20 protein-coding genes and 1 pseudogene are annotated in these 24,766 nt (G+C 70.4%); 10 read left to right on the top strand and 11 right to left on the bottom strand.

All coding sequences use genetic code 11. From position 1 onward, the window contains the following. Positions 1 to 563: pseudogene (locus AU195_RS26085) on the top strand (HNH endonuclease signature motif containing protein); the annotation flags it as partial. A 150-nt stretch (positions 564 to 713) separates the two neighbouring features. Here AU195_RS26085 and AU195_RS01910 read toward each other — a convergent pair. The 3 genes from AU195_RS01910 to AU195_RS01900 are packed head-to-tail and all read right to left on the bottom strand — an operon-like array spanning position 714 to position 8,553. Next, positions 714 to 5,828, bottom strand: coding sequence for a type I polyketide synthase (locus AU195_RS01910; protein ID WP_059157327.1), 5,115 nt, complete (start codon positions 5,826 to 5,828; stop codon positions 714 to 716). A 50-nt stretch (positions 5,829 to 5,878) separates the two neighbouring features. Continuing rightward, complete coding sequence (hemW, locus tag AU195_RS01905) at positions 5,879 to 7,057, bottom strand: radical SAM family heme chaperone HemW (protein WP_059157326.1); 1,179 nt, start codon at positions 7,055 to 7,057, stop codon at positions 5,879 to 5,881. Between the two features lie 23 nt (positions 7,058 to 7,080). After that, positions 7,081 to 8,553, bottom strand: a complete 1,473-nt coding sequence (locus AU195_RS01900) for an aldehyde dehydrogenase family protein (protein ID WP_059157325.1) — start codon at positions 8,551 to 8,553, stop codon at positions 7,081 to 7,083. A 119-nt stretch (positions 8,554 to 8,672) separates the two neighbouring features. Here AU195_RS01900 and AU195_RS26335 point away from each other — a divergent pair, with 119 nt between their 5' ends. From AU195_RS26335 to AU195_RS01875, 6 genes are all read left to right on the top strand, one after another. Next, on the top strand, positions 8,673 to 8,768 hold the full coding sequence (locus AU195_RS26335) for an Ms4527A family Cys-rich leader peptide (RefSeq protein WP_353612147.1): 96 nt from the start codon (positions 8,673 to 8,675) through the stop codon (positions 8,766 to 8,768). 124 nt (positions 8,769 to 8,892) lie between these two features. Beyond that, a complete protein-coding gene (locus AU195_RS01895; RefSeq protein WP_059157324.1) occupies positions 8,893 to 10,575 on the top strand; it encodes a nitrite/sulfite reductase in 1,683 nt (560 codons plus the stop codon). A 37-nt stretch (positions 10,576 to 10,612) separates the two neighbouring features. Further along, positions 10,613 to 11,320 (top strand): phosphoadenylyl-sulfate reductase, encoded by a 708-nt coding sequence (locus tag AU195_RS01890; RefSeq protein ID WP_059157323.1) that lies wholly within the window; start codon positions 10,613 to 10,615, stop codon positions 11,318 to 11,320. Next, complete coding sequence (locus tag AU195_RS01885; RefSeq protein WP_059157322.1) at positions 11,317 to 12,021, top strand: sirohydrochlorin chelatase; 705 nt, start codon at positions 11,317 to 11,319, stop codon at positions 12,019 to 12,021. Before AU195_RS01890 ends, AU195_RS01885 begins: the two co-directional genes overlap by 4 nt. A 112-nt stretch (positions 12,022 to 12,133) precedes the next feature. Further along, positions 12,134 to 13,510 carry a hemolysin family protein gene (locus AU195_RS01880; protein WP_059157321.1) on the top strand — a complete coding sequence of 459 codons (1,377 nt, stop codon included), beginning with the start codon at positions 12,134 to 12,136 and terminating at the stop codon, positions 13,508 to 13,510. Beyond that, positions 13,503 to 14,501: a hemolysin family protein gene (locus tag AU195_RS01875; protein WP_059157320.1), complete on the top strand. Its 999-nt coding sequence runs from the start codon at positions 13,503 to 13,505 to the stop codon at positions 14,499 to 14,501. The genes AU195_RS01880 and AU195_RS01875 overlap by 8 nt, the downstream gene beginning before the upstream one ends. Positions 14,502 to 14,545: 44 nt before the next feature. Here AU195_RS01875 and AU195_RS01870 read toward each other — a convergent pair whose 3' ends face one another. The 6 genes from AU195_RS01870 to AU195_RS01850 form a co-directional block, all read right to left on the bottom strand. Then, entirely contained in the window at positions 14,546 to 15,586 is a 1,041-nt protein-coding gene (locus AU195_RS01870; protein ID WP_059157319.1) for a sulfate/molybdate ABC transporter ATP-binding protein, read from the bottom strand. Between the two features lie 33 nt (positions 15,587 to 15,619). Beyond that, positions 15,620 to 16,432: a sulfate ABC transporter permease subunit CysW gene (gene cysW / locus AU195_RS01865; protein WP_059157318.1), complete on the bottom strand. Its 813-nt coding sequence runs from the start codon at positions 16,430 to 16,432 to the stop codon at positions 15,620 to 15,622. 25 nt (positions 16,433 to 16,457) lie between these two features. Beyond that, positions 16,458 to 17,303, bottom strand: a complete 846-nt coding sequence (gene cysT, locus AU195_RS01860) for a sulfate ABC transporter permease subunit CysT (RefSeq protein WP_059157317.1) — start codon at positions 17,301 to 17,303, stop codon at positions 16,458 to 16,460. Continuing rightward, entirely contained in the window at positions 17,300 to 18,337 is a 1,038-nt protein-coding gene (locus AU195_RS01855) for a sulfate ABC transporter substrate-binding protein (RefSeq protein WP_059157316.1), read from the bottom strand. The genes cysT and AU195_RS01855 overlap by 4 nt, the downstream gene beginning before the upstream one ends. A 121-nt stretch (positions 18,338 to 18,458) precedes the next feature. Continuing rightward, positions 18,459 to 18,551, bottom strand: a complete 93-nt coding sequence (locus AU195_RS26330) for an Ms4533A family Cys-rich leader peptide (protein ID WP_353612146.1) — start codon at positions 18,549 to 18,551, stop codon at positions 18,459 to 18,461. 128 nt (positions 18,552 to 18,679) lie between these two features. Next, the gene (locus AU195_RS01850) at positions 18,680 to 18,874 is read right to left on the bottom strand and encodes a hypothetical protein (RefSeq protein ID WP_059157315.1); all 195 of its coding nucleotides are present in this window, start codon (positions 18,872 to 18,874) and stop codon (positions 18,680 to 18,682) included. A gap of 123 nt (positions 18,875 to 18,997) precedes the next feature. On the opposite strand from AU195_RS01850, the gene AU195_RS01845 reads away from it, so the two are divergent. From AU195_RS01845 to mddA, 3 genes are all read left to right on the top strand, one after another. Then, positions 18,998 to 21,019, top strand: a complete 2,022-nt coding sequence (locus AU195_RS01845) for a glycoside hydrolase family 15 protein (protein ID WP_059157381.1) — start codon at positions 18,998 to 19,000, stop codon at positions 21,017 to 21,019. A 97-nt stretch (positions 21,020 to 21,116) separates the two neighbouring features. Next, positions 21,117 to 21,377, top strand: coding sequence for an ANTAR domain-containing protein (locus AU195_RS01840; RefSeq protein WP_059157314.1), 261 nt, complete (start codon positions 21,117 to 21,119; stop codon positions 21,375 to 21,377). A gap of 226 nt (positions 21,378 to 21,603) precedes the next feature. Continuing rightward, entirely contained in the window at positions 21,604 to 22,374 is a 771-nt protein-coding gene (gene mddA, locus AU195_RS01835) for a methanethiol S-methyltransferase (RefSeq protein ID WP_059157380.1), read from the top strand. Positions 22,375 to 22,385: 11 nt separating this feature from the next. On the opposite strand, the gene AU195_RS01830 is transcribed toward mddA, so the two are convergent. Next, positions 22,386 to 23,441: a hypothetical protein gene (locus AU195_RS01830; protein WP_059157313.1), complete on the bottom strand. Its 1,056-nt coding sequence runs from the start codon at positions 23,439 to 23,441 to the stop codon at positions 22,386 to 22,388. 28 nt (positions 23,442 to 23,469) lie between these two features. Next, positions 23,470 to 24,702, bottom strand: coding sequence for an acyl-CoA dehydrogenase family protein (locus AU195_RS01825; protein WP_059157312.1), 1,233 nt, complete (start codon positions 24,700 to 24,702; stop codon positions 23,470 to 23,472). Between the last annotated feature and the right edge of the window lie 64 nt (positions 24,703 to 24,766).

The raw sequence follows: 24,766 nt of genomic DNA, 5'->3' as shown, positions 1-24,766 counted from the left end.
AAGTGCATCACGTGGTCGCCGACTGGACCGACGGCGGCAACACCAACGTCGATGAACTCGGGCTCGCGTGCGGGCCGCACAACCGCAACGTCGACACCAACGACAACGGCTGGACCACCCGCATCAACGACCAACACGACGTCGAATGGATTCCCCCACCACACCTCGACACCGGCCAGGCCCGGCTCAACCACCACCACCGACCCGAACGCCTCCTCACCCCACCCGACGACACCGACGTGCCCGGTGAGCCCGTCAGAGCGGCGGACCCGGCTGACGCCAACGACATCGACGACACAGCGCCAGACCCAGAGACGGCCGACGATGCCGATAGAACCGGCCACGCGGAGACCACCACACCGGCCGCCGACGAAATCCACGAGCCCGTCCGCGCGGCGGAAGCCATCACACTGCCCGCCGATGACCAGTACCCGAAGCAAGCCACCACATCCGTGACCGAGGTCCACGACATCGGACACGTCGACCCGAGCTCACCGACCCAGCCCGCCGACAACACCGGCGAACCCGGCGGCCCCGCACCCCCACAGGACCGGGCGGCCTGACCGCCGCCGAACACCGACACCACACCCCGCACTTCGCCGCAGCAGATTTTGGTTGCACTGCAGTCGATTACACGCGTGCGCGGAGTCCTACGGCGCCAAAGTCGCCTTCGACTGGCAACCCCCACCCGACCCGACGAACCGCCCTTCTGACTACGCGGCCGAAGAGTCCTCGACCGTGAGCAGTTCGGTGATTCGTTCGGTGACGGCGGCCGCGGTCGGGTACTCCCACAGCAGCGTCGGCGGCAGGGCCAACCCGGTCTGCTTCTCCAGCTGGCGCCGCAGCGCGACGGTCATGATGGAGTCGACGCCGATCTCCACCAGCGGCAGGCGGGTGTCGACGTCCTCTGCGGCGCAGCCGAGTTCGGCGGACACCGCGGTGACCACCTGGCGCGCGGCCCAGTCCGCGATGTCCTCGTCGCCGCGGTCCGCGGGCGCCGGTGCCACTTCGGCGGTCTCAGTGGGGGCGACGTCGGCGAGGATCGGCACCGACGCCGCGGTCGGCAGCACCGGCAGCACCACCACATTTGGATCGTCGTCGCGCAGCGCCGAGTCCAGCGCCCGCATCGCATCATCGAGTCCCACCGTGCCCATACCGAGCGCGTCGAGCTGGGCGGCGACGAAGCCGGAGGCCGACCCCATGCCCATACCGCGCCACGCCGTCCACGCGACGCTGGTGGTCCGGTCCCCCAGCCGGCGGCGGTGACGGGCGAACGCGTCGAGGTAGGCGTTGCCGCATGCGTAGGCACCCTGGCCGGGGAAGCCCGCCAGATACCCGCACGACGAGAACAGCACCATCCAGTCGAGTTCGCCGGGCGGGAAGAGGTCGTGCAACGCGTTCATCCCGTCGACCTTCGGCCGCATGGCCGCGTCGAGGTCGTCCGCGGTCGTCGTGGCCAGCAGCGCACCGGCTTCCACGCCGGCAGCGTGGATGACTCCACGCACCGGCGGCAGATCGGCCAGGGCCGCCCGCAGTCGGGTGGCCGCATCGGCCGCGCCGACGTCGACGGCCGCGACCTTCACCGACACCCCTCGCTGTTCGAGTGCGGTGACGACGGCGACGGCTTCGCGGTCGCCGTCCGCGCTCCACGTGCTGCGCTCGGGAAGACCCGACCGCGACACCAGTACCAGCCGTCGTGCTCCCAGGTCGGCCAGACGCTGGGCCAACCGAAGCCCCAGCACGCCGGTGCCGCCGGTGATGAGGTAGGTGCCGCCCGGTGAGCACCGCAGCGGCGCCGCCTCCCCCGTTCCGGTGTGGGCCAGTCGCGCCGCGTACGCGACGCCGTCGCGCACCACCACGACACCGTGCCCGTGCAGCGCGGTGAGCGCCCGAACGGGCAGGCGGTCCCCGGCGATGTCGAGTACGCCGCCCCACAGGTGCGGATGTTCGGCCGCCGCCACCCTCGCCATACCCCACAGCGGCGCATGGGCCGGGTTGACACCTTCGTGCACCTGTGAGGTCAGGACCCACAGCCTGGCCTGCCCACCCGAGGCGTCGAGATGCTGGAGCGTGCGCAGCACCGTTTCGGCCGAGGCCTGCGGCGTCTCGTCGGGGCGGGGCAGCACGAGCACCACCGCACCGGCCGCCGGAACCCCGAGATCGGCTGCGCCATCGGCGATCCGATGAGTGACCCCGGCTTCGTCGAGGTCACGGGTGACGAAGGCGCGGGTCGCGGCGTCGCCGCCGACGAGCGTCACCTCCGCGGGCACGTCGGCGTCGGGCCACACGACCGGATGCCATGCGACGTGGTGCAGCAACCGCGCCGTGTCGCGTCCGCCGTCGTTCTCGAGTTCCTCGAACGCCATCCCGGTCAACGACACCGAGACCGCACCGGACTCCTCGGCGAGCACCACGTCGGCGACGGTGCCCTCGGCGCGGCGCCGCACGTGCAGCAGGGCGACGGCGGGCGGTTTGTCGTGGACGTGCACCCGATCGATCCGGGCAGGCATCCGCAACCTTGGCGGGCCGTCGAAGATCGTCGAGGCCGCCGAAGTCGCCGCGTCGAGGAGCCCCGCCCACGTCGCCGGTGTCGAACCGTCGACGTCGGCGGCGACACGGGCGAGGAGTTCCCCGTCGCCGCGGTGCATGTCGAGCACCTCCCAACTGAAACCCATCGCGGCCACACCGAGTGTCGCCAAGGTGTCCACGACGTGGGTCGACGGCAGCGCCTCCGGGCAGCGTGCCCTGATCTCGTCCTCGTCGAGCATGCTCAGCGCTGGTTCGCCACCCTCTGCGGCCAGCGCGGTGCAGTGCGTCAACCAGCCACCGTCCGTCTCGTCGTCGACCAGGCGGGAGGCCAGGGAGAGCGAGCGGTCCTGGGCCACCACCTGGATGTCGCGCGCGCGTCCCGGCGGTACGGGCGTGCGCAGCCGGACGTCGGCGAGATCGGTTCCGGACGCGGCGAGGAACGTGTTGAGCAGGACCGCCGCGGGGACGATCTCGGTACCCTGCACCGGATGGTCACCCGGGTAGGGCCGGGTCGAGATGTCCAGGCGTGTCTGCCACACCCGCGCGGGCACCGCCCCGGTCACCTCCATCGGACCGCCGAGCAGTGTGTGCGAATCGGGCTCGTGCACGGCGCGGCCACCCGGCGGCGCGGTGGGTGTGCGCCAGTGCCGCCGGTGTGCCCACTGGGTTCCGGGAAGGTCGGCGGCCCAGGGTGTTTCGGCGGTCACCCCGTGCGCCACCGGCGCCCCGTGGCAGTACAGCGCCCCGACGGCGGCGGCGACGGCAGGCAGCTCGGGCTGCTCGCGACGCAGCACGGGAATCACGGCGTGGTCACCGACGCTGTGGTGCATCAACGTCTCCGCGATGGAGTGCGCGACCACCGGGTGCGCCGACACCTCGAGGAAGAGCCGGTGGCCGTCCTCGGCGGCGGCGGTCACGGCTTCGGCGAAGCGCACCCGGCCGCGCAGGTTGGCGACCCAGTAGTCGGGGTCGCGGGCGGCATCCGACCGCGGGTCGGGCAGGGCGGTCGAGTACAGCGGCACCTCGGCCGGACCCGACGGCGCCAGACCCGCTGTGAGACGGGCAAGGTCGGCGGTGAGCGCGTCCATCGCCGGGCTGTGGAACGCCACGTCGGTGTTCACCCGCCGCACGGTCATCCCTTCGCCGGTCCAGCGTGCCGCCACCTCCTCGACCGCCGCGACGGTGCCCGAGATGACCGTCGACTCCGGTGACGCGCTGATGGCCGCCACCACGTCGGTGCGGTCGCCCAGTCGCTCCTCGGCCTCGGCGAAGGGAAGCCGGACCAGGGCCATGGCGCCCGCACCCGCCACCGAGCGGAACCCCCGTGCGCGGTAGCAGGCCACCGCGGCGCCGTGGGCGAGGTCGAAGACACCGGCCACCACGTTGGCGGCCACTTCGCCGACGGAGTGGCCGATCACGGCGGCCGGACGCACACCGCGGTCCCGTACCACGGCGGCCAGCCCGACCTGCATCGCGAACGTCAGCGCCTGCACCCGGTCGGTGCCGCCTAGGTCACCGCTGCGCAGCGCCTCTCGCGGTGAGAAGCCGAGCTCCGCGGAGAACACCGGCTCGACCGCGTCGATGACCGCCGCGAAAGCCGGTTCGCGGGTGAGCAGTTCGCGGCCCATGCCGGGCCAGTGCGACCCGTGGCCGGAGAACACCCACACCGCCCCGTCGGCCGCACCCGCCAGCACGCTGCCGGTGACCACCGACGGTGCGCGGCGGTCGTCGGCGAGCGCGTCGAGCCCGGCCACCAGGTCGTCGGTGCCGGATGCGATCACCGCGGCGCGCACCGGTTCGTGCGAGCGGCGCGCCCACAGTGTCGCGGCCACCTCGTCGATCGGATGTCGTTGCCGCCGAACACCATCGGCGAGTGCGGCGGCCTGCCGCGCCAGCCGCGCCGGGGACCGCCCGGACAGCGGCACCACCGACGGCGCGTCGCCCGTCGCCCGGGATCGGTTGCGCCGAGGCAGGGGCGCCTCTTCGAGCAGGACGTGGGCGATGGTGCCGCCGTAGCCGTAACTGCACACCGCGGCCCGGCGTGGGAGATCGTCGCGGCGGGGCCAGGACTCGACCTCGGTGGGCACCCGCAGTCCGCTGGTCGCCCAATCCACCGCGGGGGTCAGGGTGCGCACACCGGCGGTCGGCGGGATCTCCTCGTGCTGCAGCGCCATCGCCGCCTTGATGAGCCCGACCACGCCGGCCCCGCCCTCGAGGTGGCCGGTGTTGGGTTTGACCGAACCGACGCGGCACGGCTCATCGCCGGCGCGGCGCGCTCCGTACACGGCGGCGAGCGCGTTGAGTTCGACCGGATCGCCGGTCGGCGTCCCGGTGCCGTGCGCCTCGACGAATTCGACTGTGGCGGGATCGATTCCGGAGGCCTGGCAGGTTCGGCGGAACAGGTCCTCCTGGGCGGCGCCGTTGGGCGACATGATGCCGACCGTGCGCCCGTCCTGCGCCACCGCGCCGCCGCGCACGACGGCGATCACCCGGTCGCCGTCACGCTGGGCGTCGGCGAGGCGTTTGAGCACCACGACCGCGGCGCCCTCGCCACGCCCGTAGCCGTCGGCCTCGGCGTCGAAGCTCTTGCACCGTCCGTCGGGTGCGGTGGCCCCGGCCCGGTCGAGGACGCGGGTCAACCCGGGGCCGATCAGGGCGCTGACGCCACCGGCGAGGGCCAGTGACGCCTCCCCCGTCCGCAGCAGTTGGCACGCCTGGTGCACCGCCACCAGCGACGCCGCGCACGCCGCGTCGAGCGCGACACTGGGGCCGCGCAGGTCGAGCAGGTGTGAGACGCGGTTGGCGATGCCGCACAGCGACGTGCCGATCCCGGTCCACGCCTCGATCCCCGGCAGGTCCTCCATGATGAGCTTGCCGTAGTCGTCGGAGTTCACGCCCATCAGCACAGCGGTGTCGCTGCCGGCCAGCGAGCGCGGCGGCACGCCGGCGTGTTCCAGTGCCTCCCACGACACTTCGAGCGCCAGCCGCTGCTGCGGATCCATCAGCTCGGCCTCGCGCGGCGAGACGCCGAAGAACTCCGCGTCGAAACCGGCCAGGTCGTCGAGGAACGTGCCCCACGGCGTCGTCTCGCGCAACACCGCCGCATTCCGCGGATCGCGCCGCAGATACGGCTCCCACCGGTCCGCGGGGACCTCCCGCACCCGGCTGCCCCCGTCGAGCAGGAACGCCCAGAAGTCCGACGGGGTCGTGATGTCCCCGGCCAGGCGGCAGCCGATGCCGACGATCGCGACGGGTTCGGGGCCAGCAGTCTGGTTAGCCTTGCCTAACTCAGTCGACATGCGGACAATATTCGCACAACCCGGTGCACCCGGGGCGACCACCTCTGTGACTAATCGGCGAGCAGCGTGCGCACCACACCGTCGGCCAACAGGCGGCCTCGGTCGGTCAGGATCAGCCGGGCACCGGAGACCGCCGCCAGTCCGTCGGCGACGACGGCGCCCACCCGGGCTCGCTCGTCGGCGGTGAGCATGTCCAGCGGCAGGCCGCTGCGTAGCCGCACCCGCAGCATCACGTCCTCGGTGTGCCGCGCGGCCTGGTCGAGCACCTCGAAATCCGCGACGGGTAGGGAACCTTCGCCGAGCAACGCGGCATAGGTATTGGGGTGCTTGACATTCCACCACCGGGTGTCGCCCAGGAAGCCGTGCGCCCCGGGCCCGACACCCCACCACTCGCCACCCGCCCAGTAGCCGAGGTTGTGCCGGCACTCCCCGCCGGGCCTCGCCCAGTTCGACACCTCGTACCAGCCGAACCCGGCGTCGCTCAGCCGCGCGTCGAGCAGTTCGTACCGCGCCGCCAGCACGTCGTCGTCGGGAGCCGCCACCTCGCCGCGCCGCACCCGGCGGGCCAGCGCCGTCCCGTCCTCGACCACCAGCGCGTAGGCCGACACGTGGTCGACACCGGCCGAGATCGCGGCGTCGGCCGAGCGGCGGAGGTCGTCGTCCGTCTCCCCCGGCGTCCCGTAGATCAGGTCCAGGTTGACGTGCCCGAACCCGGCCGCGCGCGCCTCCCCCGCGGCGGCCACCGCGCGACCCGGCGAGTGCAACCGGTCGAGCACCTGCAACACGTGGCGGGCCGTCGACTGCATGCCGAGGGACACCCGTGTGTACCCGGCGGTCAGCAGCGCGTCGAACAGTTCGGGTCCGGACGACTCCGGATTCGCCTCGGTGGTCACCTCGGCCCCGGGTGCCAGGTCGAAGTGCTCGCGCACCGCGGCCAGCACCGCGCCGAGACCGGTGCCGCCGAGCAGCGACGGGGTGCCGCCGCCGACGAAGACGGTCTGCACCGGCGGCGGCGTCCCCAGGGTGCGGGCGGCCAGCGCCAGCTCCCGGCGCATCGCGGCCAGCCAGCCCTCGGGGGTGGCGCCCCCCGCCTCGGCAGGCGTGTAGGTGTTGAAGTCGCAGTAGCCACACCGGGTCGCGCAGAACGGCACGTGGATGTAGAGGCCGAACGCACGCCCCGGCCGCGCGGCCAGCGCCGGCGCGGGGAGAGGGGCGGTGCGGGTGCTCACCTCTTCATCGTCCCAGCGCGACGTCAGATGGCGTAATCGCGCGGTTGGTGCTGCACCGAGACCCAGTGTTCGGTGGTGAACTCGTCGATGGCCCACTTGCCGCCGAACCGGCCGATACCGGAGGCCTTCTCCCCGCCGAACGCGGTGTTGGCGTCGTCGTTGACCGGGGAGTCGTTGACGTGGGTCATCCCCGCGTCGATGCGGCGGGCGAACCGCACGGCGCGGTCGACGTCGCGGCTGAACACCGCCGAGGACAGCCCGTATTCGGTGTCGTTGGCCAGCCGCAGCGCGTCCTTGTCGCCCTTGGCGCGGATGACCGTCATCACCGGTCCGAACACCTCCTCGCGGGCGGTGGCGCAGTCGTTGCCGCCGAGCAGTACATGCGGCGGCAGCGCCTGCCCGGCCGGCCCGACCGGATCGCCGCCGAGCACCACCTGCGCACCGTCGTCGCGGGCGCGGGCGATCTTGTCCTGCACCGACTCGAGCTGCGAGGAGTTGATGATCGGCCCGATCTGCGTGGCCTCGTCGGCGGGATCGCCGACGCGCAGCCCGCGGACCCGTTCGACGAAACGGTCGACGAACTCGTCGTGCACGGCGTCGTCGACGATGAGCCGGTTGCCGATCATGCAGATCTGACCCTGGTGGAAGTAGGACCCGAACACCGCGGCATCGACGGCGAGTTCGAGGTCGGCGTCGTCGAGGACCACGATCGGTCCGTTGCCGCCGAGTTCGAGGGCCAGGTGTTTGAGGCCCGCCTTCTGCGCGATGCCGCGCCCGACCGGCGTCGACCCGGTGAACGACACGACCCGCGGCACGGGGTGTTCGACGATCGCGTCGCCGATGTCGCTGCCGCCGCCCACCACCACCGACAGCAGGCCGGGCGGCAGACCCGCCTCCTCGAAGATCCGGGCCAGCAGCAGACCCCCGGTCACCGGGGTGTCCCCCGCCGGTTTGAGGACCACGGCGTTGCCGACCGCCAGCGCCGGAGCCACCGACCGGTTGGACAGCTGCATCGGGAAGTTCCACGGGGAGATGACCGCGACCACGCCGACCGGTTCGCGGTAGACCCGGTTCTCCTTGCCCGGGATGTCCGACGGCAGGATCGACCCCTCGACGTGGTGCGGCATCGACGCGGCCTCCCACAGCACCGAGCGCACCAGACCCCATTCGAGGTCGGCTTTGGCGCGCGTACCGCCGGTCTCGCGGACCAGCCAACCGGTGATCTCGTCCTTGCGGTCGGTCATCACGTCGGCGGCCGCCCGCATCACGGCGGCCCGCTCCGACGGCGGTGCGGCGGCCCAGTCGACCTGAGCCTCGACGGCGGCCGCGTAGGCCGCGTCGAGGTCGTCGGCGTCCGCCTGCGGAATGCTGGTCAGCACCTCACCGGACCACGGATTGACGTCGTCGCGGGACGTACCCGCCGATCCGGCGCGCCAGGTCCCGCCGATGGGCATCTCGGTGAAGGAGGGGTACGCCGATGAATGGTGCGAAGGCATCCAGCGGAGCTACCCGGTCGCGGGTCGGCGAAACGAGGGCCTGGGCCGACTTTTGCTCACGGCGAGCGCAAATATGGCCCGGTTAGGGTAGGTGCGGCAATTCGTGGCACAATGGCCGGGTGACTGCCGCCCCGGCCCTCAACACCCGCATCTCGCTGGTGGTTCGGCGGCACGTGGACTTCAAGCGCGTCTGTACCTGTTGTTGTCTGCCTTGACGCGCCTGATCTAGGACCCAGCCCACCCCCGCACGTACAGCTGGCCGCCGGATCTGCGCCGCCGGCCAGCCCCCGGTGATTCAGCGCGGTCCCAACGCCGGCTCCCAGCAAGGAGCCAAACCCCATGACCGAGACTTCGGCCCGTCCCGCCAAGCCCGTGAAGCGTCCGCGCGGCGAAGGACAGTGGGCACTCGGATACCGCGAGCCACTCAACGCCAACGAGCAGTCCAAGAAGGACGACAACCCGCTCAACGTGCGGGCTCGCATCGAGAACATCTACGCCCCCGGCGGCTTCGACACCATCGACAAGGGCGACCTGCGCGGTCGCTTCCGCTGGTGGGGCCTCTACACGCAGCGCAAACCCGGCTTCGACGGCACCTGGACCGGTGACGAGAACACCGACATGCTCGAGGACGAGTACTTCATGCTGCGGGTCCGCAGCGACGGCGGCGCGCTGACGGCCAAGGCGCTGCGCACCCTCGGCGAGATCTCCACCGAGTTCGCCCGTGACACCGCCGACATCTCCGACCGGCAGAACGTCCAATATCACTGGATCGACGTCAGGAACATGCCGGAGATCTGGCGGCGCCTCGACGAGGTCGGGCTGCAGACCACCGAGGCCTGCGGTGACTGCCCCCGCGTCGTCCTCGGTTCCCCGCTGGCCGGGGAGTCCCTCGACGAGGTGATCGACGGCACGCCCGCGGTCAACGAGATCGTCAAGCGCTACATCGGCAAGCCGGAGTATTCGAACCTGCCGCGCAAGTTCAAGACCGCGATCTCGGGTCTGCAGGACGTCGTGCACGAGGTCAACGACGTCGCGTTCATCGGCGTCAACCATCCTGAGCACGGCCCCGGCTTCGACCTGTGGGTCGGCGGCGGGCTGTCCACCAACCCGATGCTGGGTCAGCGCGTCGGCGCCTGGGTTCCGCTCGACGAGGTGCCCGACGTCTGGGAGGGCGTCGTCAGCGTGTTCCGCGACTACGGCTACCGCCGGTTGCGGTCCAAGGCGCGGCTGAAGTTCCTGATCAAGGATTGGGGTGTGGAGAAGTTCCGCGAGGTCCTCGAGACCGAATACCTCAAGCGGCCGATGATCGACGGTCCCGCGCCCGAACCGGTGACCCGCCCGATCGACCACGTGGGTGTGCAGAAGCTGAAGAACGGCCTCAACGCCGTCGGCGTCGCGCCGATCGCGGGTCGCGTCTCGGGCACGATCCTGAGCAAGGTCGCCGACCTCGCCGAGGCGGCGGGCTCCGACCGGATCCGGTTCACGCCGTATCAGAAGCTCATCGTGCTCGACGTGCCGGACGACAAGCTCGACGAACTGCGCGCCGGGCTGGACGCACTCGGTCTGCCCTCGACGCCGTCGCACTGGCGGCGCAACCTGATGGCCTGCACGGGCATCGAGTTCTGCAAGCTGAGCTTCGCCGAGACCCGCAGCCGCTCCCAGGTGCTGGTGCCCGAACTCGAGAAGCGCCTCGAGGACATCAACGCCCAACTCGACGTGCCGATCACGATCAACATCAACGGCTGCCCGAACTCGTGCGCCCGTATCCAGGTCGCCGACATCGGTTTCAAGGGCCAGATGGTCGACGACGGCAACGGGCCCGAAGAGGGATTCCAGGTCCACCTCGGCGGCAGCCTCGGCCTGGACAGCGGTTTCGGACGCAAGCTGCGCCAGCACAAGGTGCTCGCCACCGAACTCGGTGACTACATCGAGCGGGTGGTTCGCAACTTCGTGAAACAACGCGAGGACGGTGAGCGTTTCGCTACCTGGGCGCTACGGGCAGACGACGCGGATCTTCGTTGAGCCGCAGGCGCCAACAGTGAATGTGAGGTGATTGCACGTGACTGACCTGCTCTCGGACATCGACCTGCAGCAGCTGGCCGAGCGGGGCGCGGCCGAACTCGGCCCGAACGCGTCGGCGGTCGACCTGCTGCGCTGGACGGACGAGCACTTCGCCGGGAACTACGTGGTGGCCTCGAACATGCAGGACGCGGTGCTGGTCGACATGGCGGCCAAGGTCCGGCCCGGAGTCGACGTCCTGTTCCTCGACACCGGCTACCACTTCGCCGAGACGATCGGCACCCGCGACGCGGTGCAGGCGGTGTACGACGTCAACGTCGTCAACGTCGCCCCGGAACGAACCGTCGCCGAACAGGACGCGCTGCTCGGGGCGAACCTGTTCGCCCGCGAGCCCAACGAGTGCTGCCGGCTGCGCAAGGTCGAGCCGCTGACCAAGGCGCTGTCCGGGTATGCGGCGTGGGTCACCGGCATCCGGCGCGTCGAGGCCCCCACCCGGGCCAACGCCCCGCTGATCAGCTGGGACAAGGCGTTCGGGCTGGTGAAGATCAACCCGATCGCGGCGTGGTCCGACGAGGACATGCAGGCCTACATCGACGCCAACGGCGTCCTGGTCAACCCGCTGGTAGACGAGGGGTACCCGTCGATCGGCTGCGCACCGTGCACGGCCAAGCCGGTCGAGGGCGCCGATCCGCGCAGCGGGCGCTGGGCGGGCACCGGCAAGATCGAATGCGGGTTGCACCAGTCTTGAGCACGTTGGTCCTGACGGCGCACGGCAGCGTCGATCCGCGGTCCGCCGCGGTCACCCACGCGGTGGCCGGGCGGATCCGGCGGTTGCGTCCGTGGCTCGACGTACGTGCCGCGTTCCTCGAGAAGACCGAGCCGGCGCTGCCCGACGTGCTGGCGCAGACACGCAGCGCCACCGTCGTGCCGTTCCTGCTCGCCGACGCCTATCACGCGCGCGTCGACATCCCGTCCGTGATCGACGCCGTCGGCCGCCCGGTGCGCCGCGCCGAGGTGCTCGGTGAGGACCCGGCGCTGCTGTCGGTGGCACGCCTGCGGCTGACCGAGGCGGGTGTGTCCCCCTACGACGACGCGCTCGGCGTCATCGTGGTCGCGGTCGGATCTTCGGATGCGGCGGCCAACGCGAGGACCTCGGGCGTCGCGCCGGCGCTCGCCGACGGCACCCGGTGGGCCGGTTCGCGGGTGGCGTTCGCCACAGGGCCGCACGCCGATCTCGCGGGCACCGCCGCCGACCTGCGACGGTCGGGCGCCCGGCGGCTGGTGGTCCTGCCGTGGTTCCTCGCCCACGGCCGCATCACCGACCGCGTCGCGGATTTTGCTGCGCGAGAAGACATTTCGATGGCCGAACCGCTGGGCTCGCACAACCTGGTGGCGGCCACGGTGCTCGACCGCTTCGACGCCGTGAGCCAGACCCGCGCGGCGGCGTGAGCGCTCACGCCGCCAAGGCGTCCCGACGCCGTCGGTAGGGTGGACGTCGACGCACGCGCCACCCTCCCCCGAGCAAGGACTCGATGCCACCTCATAGACCCATGGCGGTCACATGTTGACCGCCGTGATCGGAATTGTCGTTGGTTTCCTCGTCGTTCTGGCGATCACCGCGCTGACCGGATACTTCGTCGCGCAGGAATTCGCCTACATGGCCGTGGACCGGTCGCGACTCAAGTCGCGGGCGGAGGCCGGTGACACCGCGTCGTCGCGGGCGCTCGGCGTCACCCGCCGCACGTCGTTCATGTTGTCCGGCGCCCAACTCGGCATCACGGTCACCGGCCTGCTGGTCGGGTACGTCGCCGAACCGCTGATCGGGCGCGGTCTGGAGACGCTGCTCGGCGGTGGCGGGATCCCGGCCGCGGTGGCCGTCGGCATCGGCGGCGTGGCCGCGATCGCGGTGTCGACCGTCGTGCAGATGCTGTTCGGCGAACTGTTCCCGAAGAACCTCGCGATCGCCCGGCCCGAACCGCTGGCGCGCGCGCTCGCGCTGTCGACGACGGTCTACCTGAAGCTGTTCGGGTGGCTCATCTGGTTGTTCGACCAGTCGTCGAACCTGCTGCTCAAAGCGTTGCGGATCGAGCCGGTACACGATGTCGAGCACTCGGCGACGCCGCGCGACCTCGAACACATCGTCGCCGCGTCGCGGGAGGCCGGTGAGATCCCGAGGGAGCTCTCCGCACTGCTGGACCGCATCCTGGACTTCCCGACCAGCAGTGCCGAGCACGCCATGATCCCGCGCTCACGCGTCGACGTCGTCTCCGACGGCGACACGGTGTCGGAGGTGCTCGCGCGGATGGCAGGCGGCCACACCCGCTACCCGGTGACCACGTCCGAACACGACGAGGTCGTCGGCGTCATCCACCTGCACGACCTGCTCGGGCCGGTGTCCGGCGCCGACACCGCGGCAGCGCACTGTCGGCCCGCGGTGCTGGTGCCCGAGACGCTGCCGCTGCCCAACGTGGTCACCGCACTGAACGACGCCGGCGAGGAGATGGCGATCGTGATCGACGAGTACGGCGGGTTCGCCGGTGTCGTGACGATCGAGGATCTCGCCGAGGAACTCGTCGGTGAGATCGACGACGAACACGACTCCGACCACGACGCCGACGTCATCGCCGAAGACGACGGATGGCTGCTCGCCGGCGACCTGCCGCTCGACGAAGCCGAGCGCACCCTGGATCTGACGCTGCCGCCCGGTGACTACGAGACGGTCGCCGGGATGGTGATCGCGCACGCGGTCGGCCTGCCCGCCGCGGGCGACACCGTGGCGATCGACCTGCCCGCCGAAGCCGCCGACCTGCTGGCCGACGGGCCGCCACCGGCCCGCCGCCTGACCGCCGAGGTGCGCGCGATCGAGCGGCACGTGCCCGCCGCGGTGTTCGTCAGGGTCACCACCGACGACGTGACCGAGGAGCCCACCGATGAGTGATCCGTGGGTGGTCGCCGCCATCACCGTCGTGCTGATCGCGTCGAGTGCGTTCTTCGTGGCGGTGGAGTTCGCGCTGATCGCCGCGCGCCGCAGCCGGCTCGAGGACGCCGCGCCGACGAGCGCGTCCGCGAGGGCCGCGCTGCGCAGCGCCAGTGAGCTGTCGCTGCTGCTCGCCGGTGCGCAGCTGGGCATCACGGCCTGCACGCTGCTTCTCGGCGCGATCACGAAACCCGCTGTGCACCATGCGATCACGCCGCTGCTGGCCGACACCGGGGCACCGTCATGGGTGGCCGACGCCGGCGGTTTCGTACTCGCGCTGCTGATCGTGACGTTCCTGCATCTCGTGATCGGCGAGATGGCGCCGAAGTCGTGGGCCATCGCGCACCCGGAGCGGTCGGCGACACTGCTGGCGCTGCCCATGCGCGGCTTCATGTTCGTCACCCGCCCGCTGCTGCGGGGGCTCAACCAGGCCGCCAACTGGTGTCTGCGCCGCGTCGGCGTGACGCCGGTCGACGAGCTCGCCGACACCCAGGACCCCGACACACTGCGCCGGCTCGTCGAGCACTCCGCCACCGTCGGCACGCTCGACGAGCGCTACCACGCCAACCTCACGAGTGCGCTGGAGCTCGAGGCGCTGACCGTCGGACAGGTCGCCCGCCGCGACGCCCCGCACAGCGCCGTGCCCGCCGATGCCACACCCGCGCAGATCCAGCAGACCGCGCGGGCGACCGGACACCTGCGGCTGTTCGTGCAGGACGGCACCGCGACGGTCGGGGTGGTGCACGTACGCGACAGCCTCTCCTCCACGGGCCCCGCACGTGCGCTGATGCGTCCGGTGTTCACGCTGCCGGAGGACACGCCCGTCTACGAGTGCCTGCGCCTGATGCGCGAGACCCGTAACCACGTCGTCGTCGTCGACGGACCGTCAGGTCGCGGCCTGCTGACGTTGACCGACCTGCTGCACCGGCTTCTGCCGACCGAAGCGGCCTGATCCGAGTCCGGGGGCGGCACCCTCACACTGCGGTCAGCACCCGGTCAGCTCAGCGCGGCGGACTCGGCGGTCTGCGGCGACTCGGCGCCGCCGGGAATCTCCGGCACCCGGGTGGCCCGGACGTAGACCGTCTCCCCCTCGCGCAGCCCCAGCGCCTCGGCATCGCCGCGGGTGATCTGCGCGGTGAACGGCGCGTGCGTCGCCGCGTTCGTGAGCTCCAGCCGGACCTCGAAACCCAGCACCACGACACGGTCGATGACGGCCTTGACCACTCCGGTGGCCTGCACCGACTCGCTCTCGTAGATCGGCAGCTCGGGGTTGCGGCCGACGCGGATGTCGTGCGGGCGCACCAGCGTTCCGTTGAGCGACGACACCGCGCCGAGGAACGACATGACGAACGCGTTGGCCGGGGTGTCGTACACCTCGGTCGGTGAGCCGACCTGTTCGATGCGGCCCTTGTTGAGCACGGCGATGCGGTCGGCGACGTCGAGCGCCTCGGCCTGGTCGTGGGTGACGAGCACCGTGGTGACGTGCACTTCGTCGTGCAGGCGGCGCAGCCACGCCCGCAGATCCTCGCGCACCTTCGCGTCCAGCGCGCCGAACGGCTCGTCGAGCAGCAGGACCTGCGGGTCCACGGCCAGTGCACGGGCCAGCGCCATCCGCTGCCGCTGCCCGCCGGAGAGCTGGTTGGGGTAACGGTTCTGGAAGCCCGCCAGCCCGACGACCTCGAGCAGGTTGTCGACCTTCTCCTTGATCTCCGCCTTCGGCCGCTTGCGGATCTTCAACCCGAACGCGACGTTGTCGCGCACCGACAGGTGCTTGAACGCCGCGTAGTGCTGGAACACGAAGCCGATGCCGCGGCGCTGCGGCGGCACGTCGGTGACGTCGCGGCCGTTGATGGTGATCGAGCCGGTGTCGGGCCGATCCAGGCCGGCGATCGCCCGAAGCAGCGTCGACTTCCCCGAACCGCTGGGCCCGAGAAGTGCGGTGAGCGAACCGGCGGGCACCTCGAAGTCGATGTTGTCCAGCGCCGCGAAGTCGCCGTAGTGCTTGTTGGCGCCGCGCACGGTGATCGCGTCTGTCATGACCTTCTGCTCTCTTGTCGGCTGTCCGGAGGTTCAGTTCTGCTGTCGGGCCCGACGGGCGTCGAGGACCACCTGGAACACCAGGACGATCACCGCAACCCCCATGAGCAGCGTCGATACGGCGTAGGCGCCGTATTCGGCACCACGGTTGTAGCGGTCGGACACCAACAGCGTCAGCGTCTGCGAGGTCCCCGGCAGATTCGACGACACCATGATGACCGCCCCGTACTCACCCAGTGTGCGGGCGATCGTGAGGACCACGCCATAGGTGAGTCCCCAGCGGATCGACGGCAGCGTGATCCGCCAGAACGTCTGCCACCACTGGGAGCCCAGCGTCGAGGCCGCTTCCTCCTGGTCGGTCCCGATCTCGTGGAGGACGGGTTCCACCTCGCGGATGACGAACGGCACGGTGACGAAGATGCTCGCGAGCACGATGCCGGGCAGCCCGAAGATGATCTTGAAGCCGAGGTTGTTCTCGACGAAGCCGAAGACCCCCGCCGACCCCCACAACAGGATCAGCGCGACACCGACCACCACCGGCGACACCGCGAACGGCAGGTCGATGACGGCCTGCAGGGCACTCTTGCCGCGAAACCTGTTGCGCGCCAGCACCAGAGCCGTCGGCACCCCGAAGAGCACGTTGAGCGGTACGACGATCGCCACGACGAGCAGCGACAACTGCAGCGCACTGATGGCCGCAGGCGTGCCGATCGACTCCACGAACGCGCCCAGACCCGGGGACAAGGTCCGCCACAGGATCAGACCCACCGGCACGACGACGAGCACGAGGATGTAGGCCAGGGCGACGAAGCGCAGCACCTGGCGCGTCACGGGCGACAAGATCATGTCAACACCACCGTCATGACTCGACTCACCCCACCAACTGTTCCCGCTTGGCCGCCCGGGAGCCGAGCGCGCGCAGGATCAACAACACGATGAACGAGATGGCCAGCAGCACGATCGAGATCGCGGCCGCCCCGGTGCGGTCGTCGTTCTCGATCAGGGTGCGGATCCACTGGGAGGACACCTCGGTCTCCCCCGGCACCGCGCCGCCGATCAGCACCACCGAGCCGAACTCCCCGATGGCGCGCGAGAAGGCCAGCCCGGCACCGGAGAGCAGGGACGGCAGCAGCGCGGGCAGGATGATCTTGGTCAGGATCGTCCAGTTGTCGGCGCCCAGCGAGGCCGCCGCCTCCTCGACTTCCTGATCCAGTTCGAGCAGCACCGGCTGCACCGAGCGCACCACGAACGGCAGCGTCACGAACAGCAGCGCGATGCCGACACCCCATTTGGTGTGCTGCAGATGCAGGTCGACGGGGCTCGCGGGCCCGTAGAGCGCCAGCATGACCAGGCTGGCGACGATCGTCGGCAGGGCGAAGGGCAGGTCGATGATCGCATCCACCAGCCGCCTGCCCGGGAAGTCGTCGCGGGTGAGCACCCAGGCGACCAGCAGCCCGAAGAAGGCGTTGACGATCGTCACCCCGACCGAGATGGTCAGCGTCACCCGGAACGAGTCGAGTGCGGCGTTGCCGGTGACGGCGCGGTAGAACGCCTCCCACCCGCCGCCCACGGACTGCCAGAGGATCGCGGCCAGCGGCAGCAACACGATGACGCTGAGCCAGATGGTCGCGACGCCCACCCGAAGCGACGCCGTACCGGGGCGCCGGGCGAGACCGCCCGGTGCCCGGCCCTTGTCGCCGTCGACGGCAGTGATCATCCAGTCGCCTGGGTGTAGATCTTGGTGATCGATCCGCTGTCCTTGTTGAACAGCTCGCTGTCCACCTGCGACCAACCGCCCAGATCGTCGATCGTCCACAGCTTCTGCGGCGCCGGGTACTCGTCGGCGAACTCCTCGGCGACCGCGGGGTCGACGGGACGGAATCCCGCTTCGGCCCACAGCTTCTGGGCTTCAGGCGTGTACTGGTAGTTCACGAACGCCGTCGCCTGCTCGAGGTGCGGGCTGGAGTTGACGACCGCGACCGGGTTCTCGATCTTGAAGGTCTGCGCGGGGTTGAGGTAGTCGAATTTGTGGCCGAGGCGCCGCGAGTTGATCGCCTCGTTCTCGTAGGCCAGCAGCACGTCGCCGCTGCCCTGCAGGAACACGTCGGTGGCCTCACGCCCGGAACCGGGACGCAGCTTGATGTGCTCGCTGACCAGCTTGTTGACGTAGTCGAGGCCGGCCTGCGGGTTCTTGCCGCCATCGCTTTTCACCGCGTACGGGGCGAGCAGGTTCCACTTCGCCGAACCCGAGCTCAGCGGGCTCGGGGTGATGACCTCGACGCCCGGCTTGAGCAGGTCGTCCCAGTCGCGGATGTTCTTGGGGTTGCCCTCGCGGACCATGAAGCTCACCACCGAGCCGAAGGGGATTCCCTTGGTGGCGTTCTTGTTCCAGTCCTCGCTGACCTTGCCCGACTTCACCAGACGGGTGATGTCGGGTTCGACCGAGAAGTTCACCACGTCCGCGGGCTTGCCCGAGTCGACGCCGCGGGACTGGTCACCGGAGGCGCCGTAGGACGCGGTCACGCCCACGCCCTTGCCTTCCTCGGTGGCCGCGAACGCGGGGATCACCTTCGCCCAGCCGGGTTCCGGCACGGCGTAGGCGACCAGCGTCAGCGTGGTCTCGGCGTTCGAGCCACCGTCCTCGCCCGCGACGTCGCTGGCACCGCCGCCACAGGCGGCCAGAAGCGACGCTGTGGCCGCGAGCGCCGCGGCGACCCGCCAGCGCTTGGGGGACCTGACTGAGCTGAGCATGGATGGCCTTTCGGTCGTTTTCCGTGGATCACAGGACGGTTCCCGTCACAGCGGACACGGGTGGACGACGAAAGGGCAGCGTGGAACGCCGTCGCCGAACCCCAACCGCAGACGGGGGGTTTCAGCAACAACAGTGAACGTCAGCAACCGCGCACGAACCCACGGCAATGAGCGCCAAGATGTGGCACTCGCTATTGCCGGACGCCGGATGCATGGCGCGAAGAATAACAGAGCCGGAGCGATCGCTCACATCGAGCGGTCAGCGGGTCATCAGCCACGCGACGATGACGAGCAGGATCAGCACGATCAGGATCAGGGTCACCCGCGAGCGGGGCATCCCGCTCATGACGGTTCCTTCCCGTCGTGGCGCGCCCGCCGCAGCACCCGGACACCGGCCGCCAGCGCACCGTCGAGGATCACCGCCAGACCGTAGGCCAGCAGCAACGCCACCGGCATCACCACCGCCGTCTGCGCGACGAAGCCCAGACCGGTCAGCCACAGCTCGACGCCGTCCCACCAGCTGAGGAATGCGTCCACCGGGCCAGACTATGCGATGCCCGGGTGGACGACGGCGGCGCCGTGGGGCCGCTCACCGCACAGCAACCGCCGACATGGGGTTTGAGTAGACGCCGAGCCCGTCGGCAGCCGATGATGACCTGCATGGTTCTGCAACACACCGAGGCCACCGACGGAGCCGCGCATCCGGGTCAGCCCGCCTATCTGCCCGACACCCCGTTGACGGTCACGGCGCCGGTGCCCTACGCGCCCACCGGTGGGCTGCGGAACCCGTTCCCGCCCATCGCCGACTACGGCTTCCTGTCCGACTGCGAGAACACCTGCCTGATCTCCTCGGCGGGTTCGGTCGAGTGGTTGTGCGTCCCGCGCCCGGACTCGCCGAGCGTGTTCGGGGCGATCCTGGATCGCGGAGCGGGCCACTTCCGGCTGGGCCCGTACGGCGTGACGGTGCCCGCCGCGCGGCGCTATCTGCCGGGCAGCCTGATCCTGGAGACCACGTGGCAGACCCACACCGGCTGGCTGATCGTGCGCGACGCGTTGGTCATGGGTCCCTGGCACGACCTCGAGGCGCGGTCGCGGACCCACCGCCGCACGCCGATGGACTGGGACGCCGAGCACATCCTGCTGCGCACCGTGCGCTGTGTCAGCGGCACCGTCGAACTGGTGATGAACTGCGAGCCGTCGTTCGACTACCACCGGGTGAGCGCCGAGTGGGAGTACTCCGGCCCGGCCTACGGTGAGGCGATCGCCCGGGCCAACCGCAACGCCGACTCCCATCCGACCCTGCGGCTGACGACCAACCTGCGCATCGGCCTCGAGGGCCGCGAGGCGCGGGCACGCACCCGGCTCAAGGAGGGCGACAACGTGTTCGTCGCGCTGTCGTGGTCGAAGCATCCGGCGCCGCAGAACTACGAAGAGGCCGCCGACAAGATGTGGCAGACCAGCGAGGCGTGGCGGCAGTGGATCAACGTCGGGGACTTCCCCGACCATCCGTGGCGGGCGTACCTGCAGCGCAGCGCGCTCACCCTCAAGGGCCTGACCTACTCGCCGACCGGCGCACTCCTGGCCGCCAGCACCACGTCGTTGCCGGAAACGCCTCAGGGCGAACGCAATTGGGACTACCGCTACGCATGGGTGCGGGATTCGACGTTTGCGCTGTGGGGGCTCTACACCCTGGGGCTGGACCGGGAGGCCGACGACTTCTTCGCGTTCATCGCCGACGTGTCGGGCGCCAACAACGGTGAGCGGCACCCGCTTCAGGTGATGTACGGCGTGGGCGGCGAGCGCAGCCTGGTCGAGGAGGAGCTGCACCACCTGTCCGGGTACGACGGTGCCCGGCCGGTGCGGATCGGCAACGGCGCGTACAACCAGATGCAGCACGACATCTGGGGCACCATGCTCGATTCGGTCTACCTGCACACCAAATCGCGCGAGCAGATTCCCGAGGCGCTGTGGCCGGTGCTCAAGCACCAGGTCGAGGAGGCCATCAAGCACTGGAAGGAACCGGACCGCGGGATCTGGGAGGTCCGCGGCGAACCGCAGCACTTCACCTCGTCGAAGGTGATGTGCTGGGTGGCGCTGGACCGCGGCGCGAAGCTCGCCGAATTGGAAGGCGAGAAGAGCTACGCCGAGCAGTGGCGCAAGATCGCCGACGACATCAAGGCCGACATCCTGGCCAACGGCGTCGACTCGCGGGGCGTGTTCACCCAGCGCTACGGCGACGACGCACTGGACGCCTCCCTGCTGCTGGTGCCGCTGGTCCGGTTCCTGCCGCCCGACGACGAGCGGGTGCGCAACACGGTGCTGGCCATCGCCGACGAGCTCACCGAGGAAGGGCTGGTGCTGCGCTATCGCGTCGAGGAGACCGACGACGGGTTGGCCGGCGAGGAGGGGACGTTCACGATCTGCTCGTTCTGGTTGGTGTCGGCGCTGGTGGAGATCGGCGAGATCAGCCGCGCCAAGCATCTGTGTGAACGGTTGTTGTCCTTCGCCAGTTCGCTGCACCTCTACGCCGAGGAGATCGAGCCCCGCACGGGCCGTCATCTGGGCAACTTCCCGCAGGCGTTCACCCACCTGGCATTGATCAACGCGGTGGTGCACGTGATCCGGGCCGAGGAGGAGGCCGACAGCTCCGGGGTCTTCGTCCCGGCGAACGCGCCGTCGTAACGGAACATTCAGCCCATGGTCAGGATCAGCGTGTATCCATGTCTTGCCAGGCGCAGCACCGACTCAGCACGATGGTGCTGTCGAAGGGGGTAGAGACATGGACAATCGGATCACGGACGTGACGTCGCGCCGGGTCATCGACGTCGCGATCGGCATCCTGATGGGATTGCGCGGCTGCACCGAACGCCAGGCGTTCGACGAGTTGGTCGTCGTGGTGAAGGAGACCGGCCTCGGCATCGGTCGCGTGGCCGGGGGTCTGGTGGCGCTGGCGGGCGGGTACTCGTCGGCCGAGCACGCCGAGGCGTACACCGTGTGGGGCGAGCTGATCCGCGGCGCCCGGCGGGTCCCGACGGGATAGCGGCCTGATCGGGGCTTTCGGACCTCCCGCCGGCGGTCTACCGTTGACTGGTGGCCAGAACGGCCGCCACGAGACGTGATCTCGCCCGTCGCCGGTACCTCGGATCCGCCCACATCGGCCGGGTTGAAGCGCGACATTCCCACTCCGACAACACCTCTCGACAGAGAGTGTGCCGTTCTGGGCGCCCGGTCACGCCGTCGCGGACACCATGAACCGGGAGGGCATCATGAGTCGGATTCTCGCCGCCGCCTACGGCATTTTCAGCTACGTGGTGTTCCTGGCCGCGTTCTTGTACGCGATCGGCTTCGTCGGCGACTTCGCGGTGCCGCGAACCGTCGACTCGGGAGTCGACGCCGCCCTCGGTGAAGCGGTCGTGGTCAACCTGGTGTTGCTCGGGTTGTTCGCCGTGCAGCACAGCGTCATGGCGCGCCCGGCGTTCAAACGCCGGTGGACGCGTGTTGTGCCCGCGGTCATCGAGCGAAGCACGTTCGTGTTGATCGCGAGTCTGCTGCTGTTCCTGCTGTTCTGGCAGTGGCGCACCATGCCGCAGACGGTGTGGGACGTCTCGTGGGCCCCCGGGCGGTTCGTCCTGTGGGTCGCCTTCTGGGCCGGCTGGGCGACGGTGCTCGCGTCGACGTTCATGATCAACCACTTCGACCTGTTCGGGCTGCGCCAGGTGTACCTGGGTTGGCGGCGTGAGCCCTACACCGGTCTGAAGTTCCAGACGCTGCTGCTCTACAAGGTGGTGCGCCACCCGATCATGCTCGGATTCATCGTCGCGTTCTGGGCGACGCCGACCATGTCCGCGGGTCATCTGCTCTTCGCCGTCGCCACGACCGCCTACATCATGGTCGCGCTGCGCTTCGAGGAACACGACCTGACCGAGGCGATGGGTGAGGAGTACCGCGACTACCGCCGCCGCGTCCCGATGCTCATCCCTGGTCTGCACCGCGACCACCGGCACGCGCCGACCACCCCTTCGGGCGCGACCGGGTAATGGGGCGACACTCAGGCCGGGACCGGTTCCCGGACCGTCAACTCCTGCCACGCTGACAGCACCGCGGCGAGCTGTTCGGCCGAATGCCTGCCCAGCCCGCACTCGGTGGAAAGCCCGAACTCCGACAGGAATTCGCGGGCCAGTGCGCTGCGTGCCCGTGCCCCGTCGGCACCGTCCTCGGCGTGCAGGAGGCCGAGGTAGATCTCCGTGCCCGGTTCCAGCGCGAGATCGGCCAGTGGCTGCCAGTGGGCGCGCCTGGTCCACGCCGCGACGGTGGCCGCCTGGAAGGCGTCGATACGCCGTCGCACATGGCGGGACAGACCGTTGGCGAGCGTCACGATCGCGCGCGCGTCGCGCGGCAGGATGTGGCGGCCCCCGCGGGCCGCGGCCTCGTCGTCGGGGGGATCCCCCATGAACGGCGATGCGCCGAACTTCGAGTCGCCGTAGCACAGATGGAAGGTCAGGTCGGCGTCCTCGTGTACCCAGTCGGCGAGCCGCGCGGTGGCGGCGAAGACCGGTTCCAGCCCGCCGTACGGATTGGCGAACCAGCCTTCGACGGTGGCCAGTTCGGTCGGCAGGTCCCACTGGATCGCCAGGTCGGCCGGCGGGATCGCCTCCTGGACGGCCTCGACGCAATGCCGCAACCGCTGCTCGTAGGCGTAGGCGATCTCGACCTGGGAATCGAAATCGGCGAACGAGTTCACCGCGTTGAACGGCGTCGGGATCGACACCAGGAAACGTGATTCGGGGGCGAGCACGCCGCCGTCCCGGGCGGTGCGGAACGCCGCGTACGAGTCGGCGGCCACCGAGTGGTAGTCCACCGCGGGGAACTCGACGGCCACCCCGGGCCGGATCCGGGCCCGGCCGTCGACCACGGCGAGCGTCGGGTTGTCCAGGAAGTGGCCGGCCTGGGTGAGCACCCAGTTCGCCCGGTCCCCCGGTTCGCCGTCCGGCACCCGGGTGACCCCGGGCTGCAGTCGTGAACCGACGAGCCGGAACGCGTCGTCGACGCTGGGGACGTTGATGCTGCCGGTCAGGTAGAAGCCGGCGGCTTGCTGCTCGGTCATGGTGAGTTCCTCTGTGCGATGGATGAAGTCAGAGCAGGACGCCGAGGCGCGGCGGCAGCGTGCCTCGCAGGGTGTGGTTGCCGAGGTGGACGTACTTCCACCGGGCCGGATCGTGCAGCGAGTGCACGCGCACGTTGCGCCAGTGCCGGTCGAGCGCGTACCCGCGGTCGGTGGCCGAGGCGCCCGCGAGTTCGAAGACGCCGCCGGCGATCTCGACCGCGAATTCCTGGGCGAGCGCCTTGGCCGCGGCCACCTGCAGCGAGGCCGCGGCGGCGGACTCGCGGGTCAACTCCGATTCGGTCAGCGCCTCGTCGATGCGGGCCGTGCCCGCGGCGAGCAGGGCCTCCAGGGCGTACAGCCGGGCGGTCAGCTCACCGAACCGGCGTACGACATGCGGTTCGTCGGCGGCGTGTTCGACACCGGCCTCGAACCACGGCCGGCTCCTGGTGGTGACGAACCGAGCGCCGTCGGTCAGGGCCGCGCGGGCGATGCCGATGTCCACCGCGGCGTGCAGCGCCTGGTCGAATGCGCCGAGCACCGACGGCGGGGCGGTCACGGGGTCGGGGTCGGGACCCTCGTCGATCACGTAGGGATCGTCGACGGCCACCCGGTCGAACACCACTTCACCGCTGGCGGTGCCGCGCTGACCGAACGACGACCAGCGGTCCAGGTTCAAGGTGACGCCGGTGTCGGTGGGCCGCACGAACACCGTTGCGCCGTGGGCGGGTTCGGTGCCCGCGATGCGCGCCGCGACGGCGATCCAGCTCGCGCCGAGTGTTCCGGTGGCGTAGTACTTGGTCCCGTCGAGCACCCATCCTCCTGGGCCGCGGGTCACCGTGGTCAGCCGGTCGACGCTGAGCCGGGTGCCCCGTTCGACGGTGGCGTTGCCCAGTTGGGCTCCGGCGAGGACGTCGCGGTAGATCGTCGGGGCCGGTTCCGTGTCCCCGAGCCCCCTGATGGCGGCGCTGAGGACGAAGTGCGCCAGCAGCAGCTGCCCGACGGCCGAATCGGCCTCGGACAGGATCCGCAGCACCTCGACCGCGGTCGACTGGGGCAGATCCGGCCCACCGAACCGCCCGGGCACGAGGATGCCGAGCAGACCGCTCTCGGCGACCCGGCGTAGTTCCGCCTCGGGCAGGATTTCGCGGGTCTCGCGGTCGACCGCTCCGGTGGCGATCTCGGCGGCGACGCTGCGGGCGACCGTCAGCGTTTCAGCCACCGACACCAGGACGGGGGCCGTGCTCTCGGGCGTGATGGTCATCGGGGGGTGGGTCCTTTCGTCGATGGCCGTGCCCGTGGGACGGTAGGGGCGACGGCGGTGTGGT

Source organism: Mycobacterium sp. IS-1496 (genome assembly GCF_001499995.1).
Taxonomy (GTDB): domain Bacteria; phylum Actinomycetota; class Actinomycetes; order Mycobacteriales; family Mycobacteriaceae; genus Mycobacterium.
Note: the sequence above shows the minus strand (reverse complement) of the source record. Positions and strands in the feature narration are given on the sequence as shown.

Coding starts and splice junctions, on each gene's coding strand:
- AU195_RS01910 (WP_059157327.1), bottom strand. CDS start 5,828: ATGTCGACTGAGTTAGGCAAGGCTAACCAGACTGCTGGCCCCGAACCC.
- AU195_RS01900 (WP_059157325.1), bottom strand. CDS start 8,553: ATGCCTTCGCACCATTCATCGGCGTACCCCTCCTTCACCGAGATGCCC.
- AU195_RS01895 (WP_059157324.1), top strand. CDS start 8,893: ATGACCGAGACTTCGGCCCGTCCCGCCAAGCCCGTGAAGCGTCCGCGC.
- AU195_RS01880 (WP_059157321.1), top strand. CDS start 12,134: ATGTTGACCGCCGTGATCGGAATTGTCGTTGGTTTCCTCGTCGTTCTG.
- AU195_RS01875 (WP_059157320.1), top strand. CDS start 13,503: ATGAGTGATCCGTGGGTGGTCGCCGCCATCACCGTCGTGCTGATCGCG.
- AU195_RS01870 (WP_059157319.1), bottom strand. CDS start 15,586: ATGACAGACGCGATCACCGTGCGCGGCGCCAACAAGCACTACGGCGAC.
- cysW (WP_059157318.1), bottom strand. CDS start 16,432: ATGATCTTGTCGCCCGTGACGCGCCAGGTGCTGCGCTTCGTCGCCCTG.
- cysT (WP_059157317.1), bottom strand. CDS start 17,303: ATGATCACTGCCGTCGACGGCGACAAGGGCCGGGCACCGGGCGGTCTC.
- AU195_RS01855 (WP_059157316.1), bottom strand. CDS start 18,337: ATGCTCAGCTCAGTCAGGTCCCCCAAGCGCTGGCGGGTCGCCGCGGCG.
- AU195_RS26330 (WP_353612146.1), bottom strand. CDS start 18,551: ATGCATCCGGCGTCCGGCAATAGCGAGTGCCACATCTTGGCGCTCATT.
- AU195_RS01845 (WP_059157381.1), top strand. CDS start 18,998: ATGGTTCTGCAACACACCGAGGCCACCGACGGAGCCGCGCATCCGGGT.
- AU195_RS01840 (WP_059157314.1), top strand. CDS start 21,117: ATGGACAATCGGATCACGGACGTGACGTCGCGCCGGGTCATCGACGTC.
- mddA (WP_059157380.1), top strand. CDS start 21,604: ATGAGTCGGATTCTCGCCGCCGCCTACGGCATTTTCAGCTACGTGGTG.
- AU195_RS01830 (WP_059157313.1), bottom strand. CDS start 23,441: ATGACCGAGCAGCAAGCCGCCGGCTTCTACCTGACCGGCAGCATCAAC.
- AU195_RS01825 (WP_059157312.1), bottom strand. CDS start 24,702: ATGACCATCACGCCCGAGAGCACGGCCCCCGTCCTGGTGTCGGTGGCT.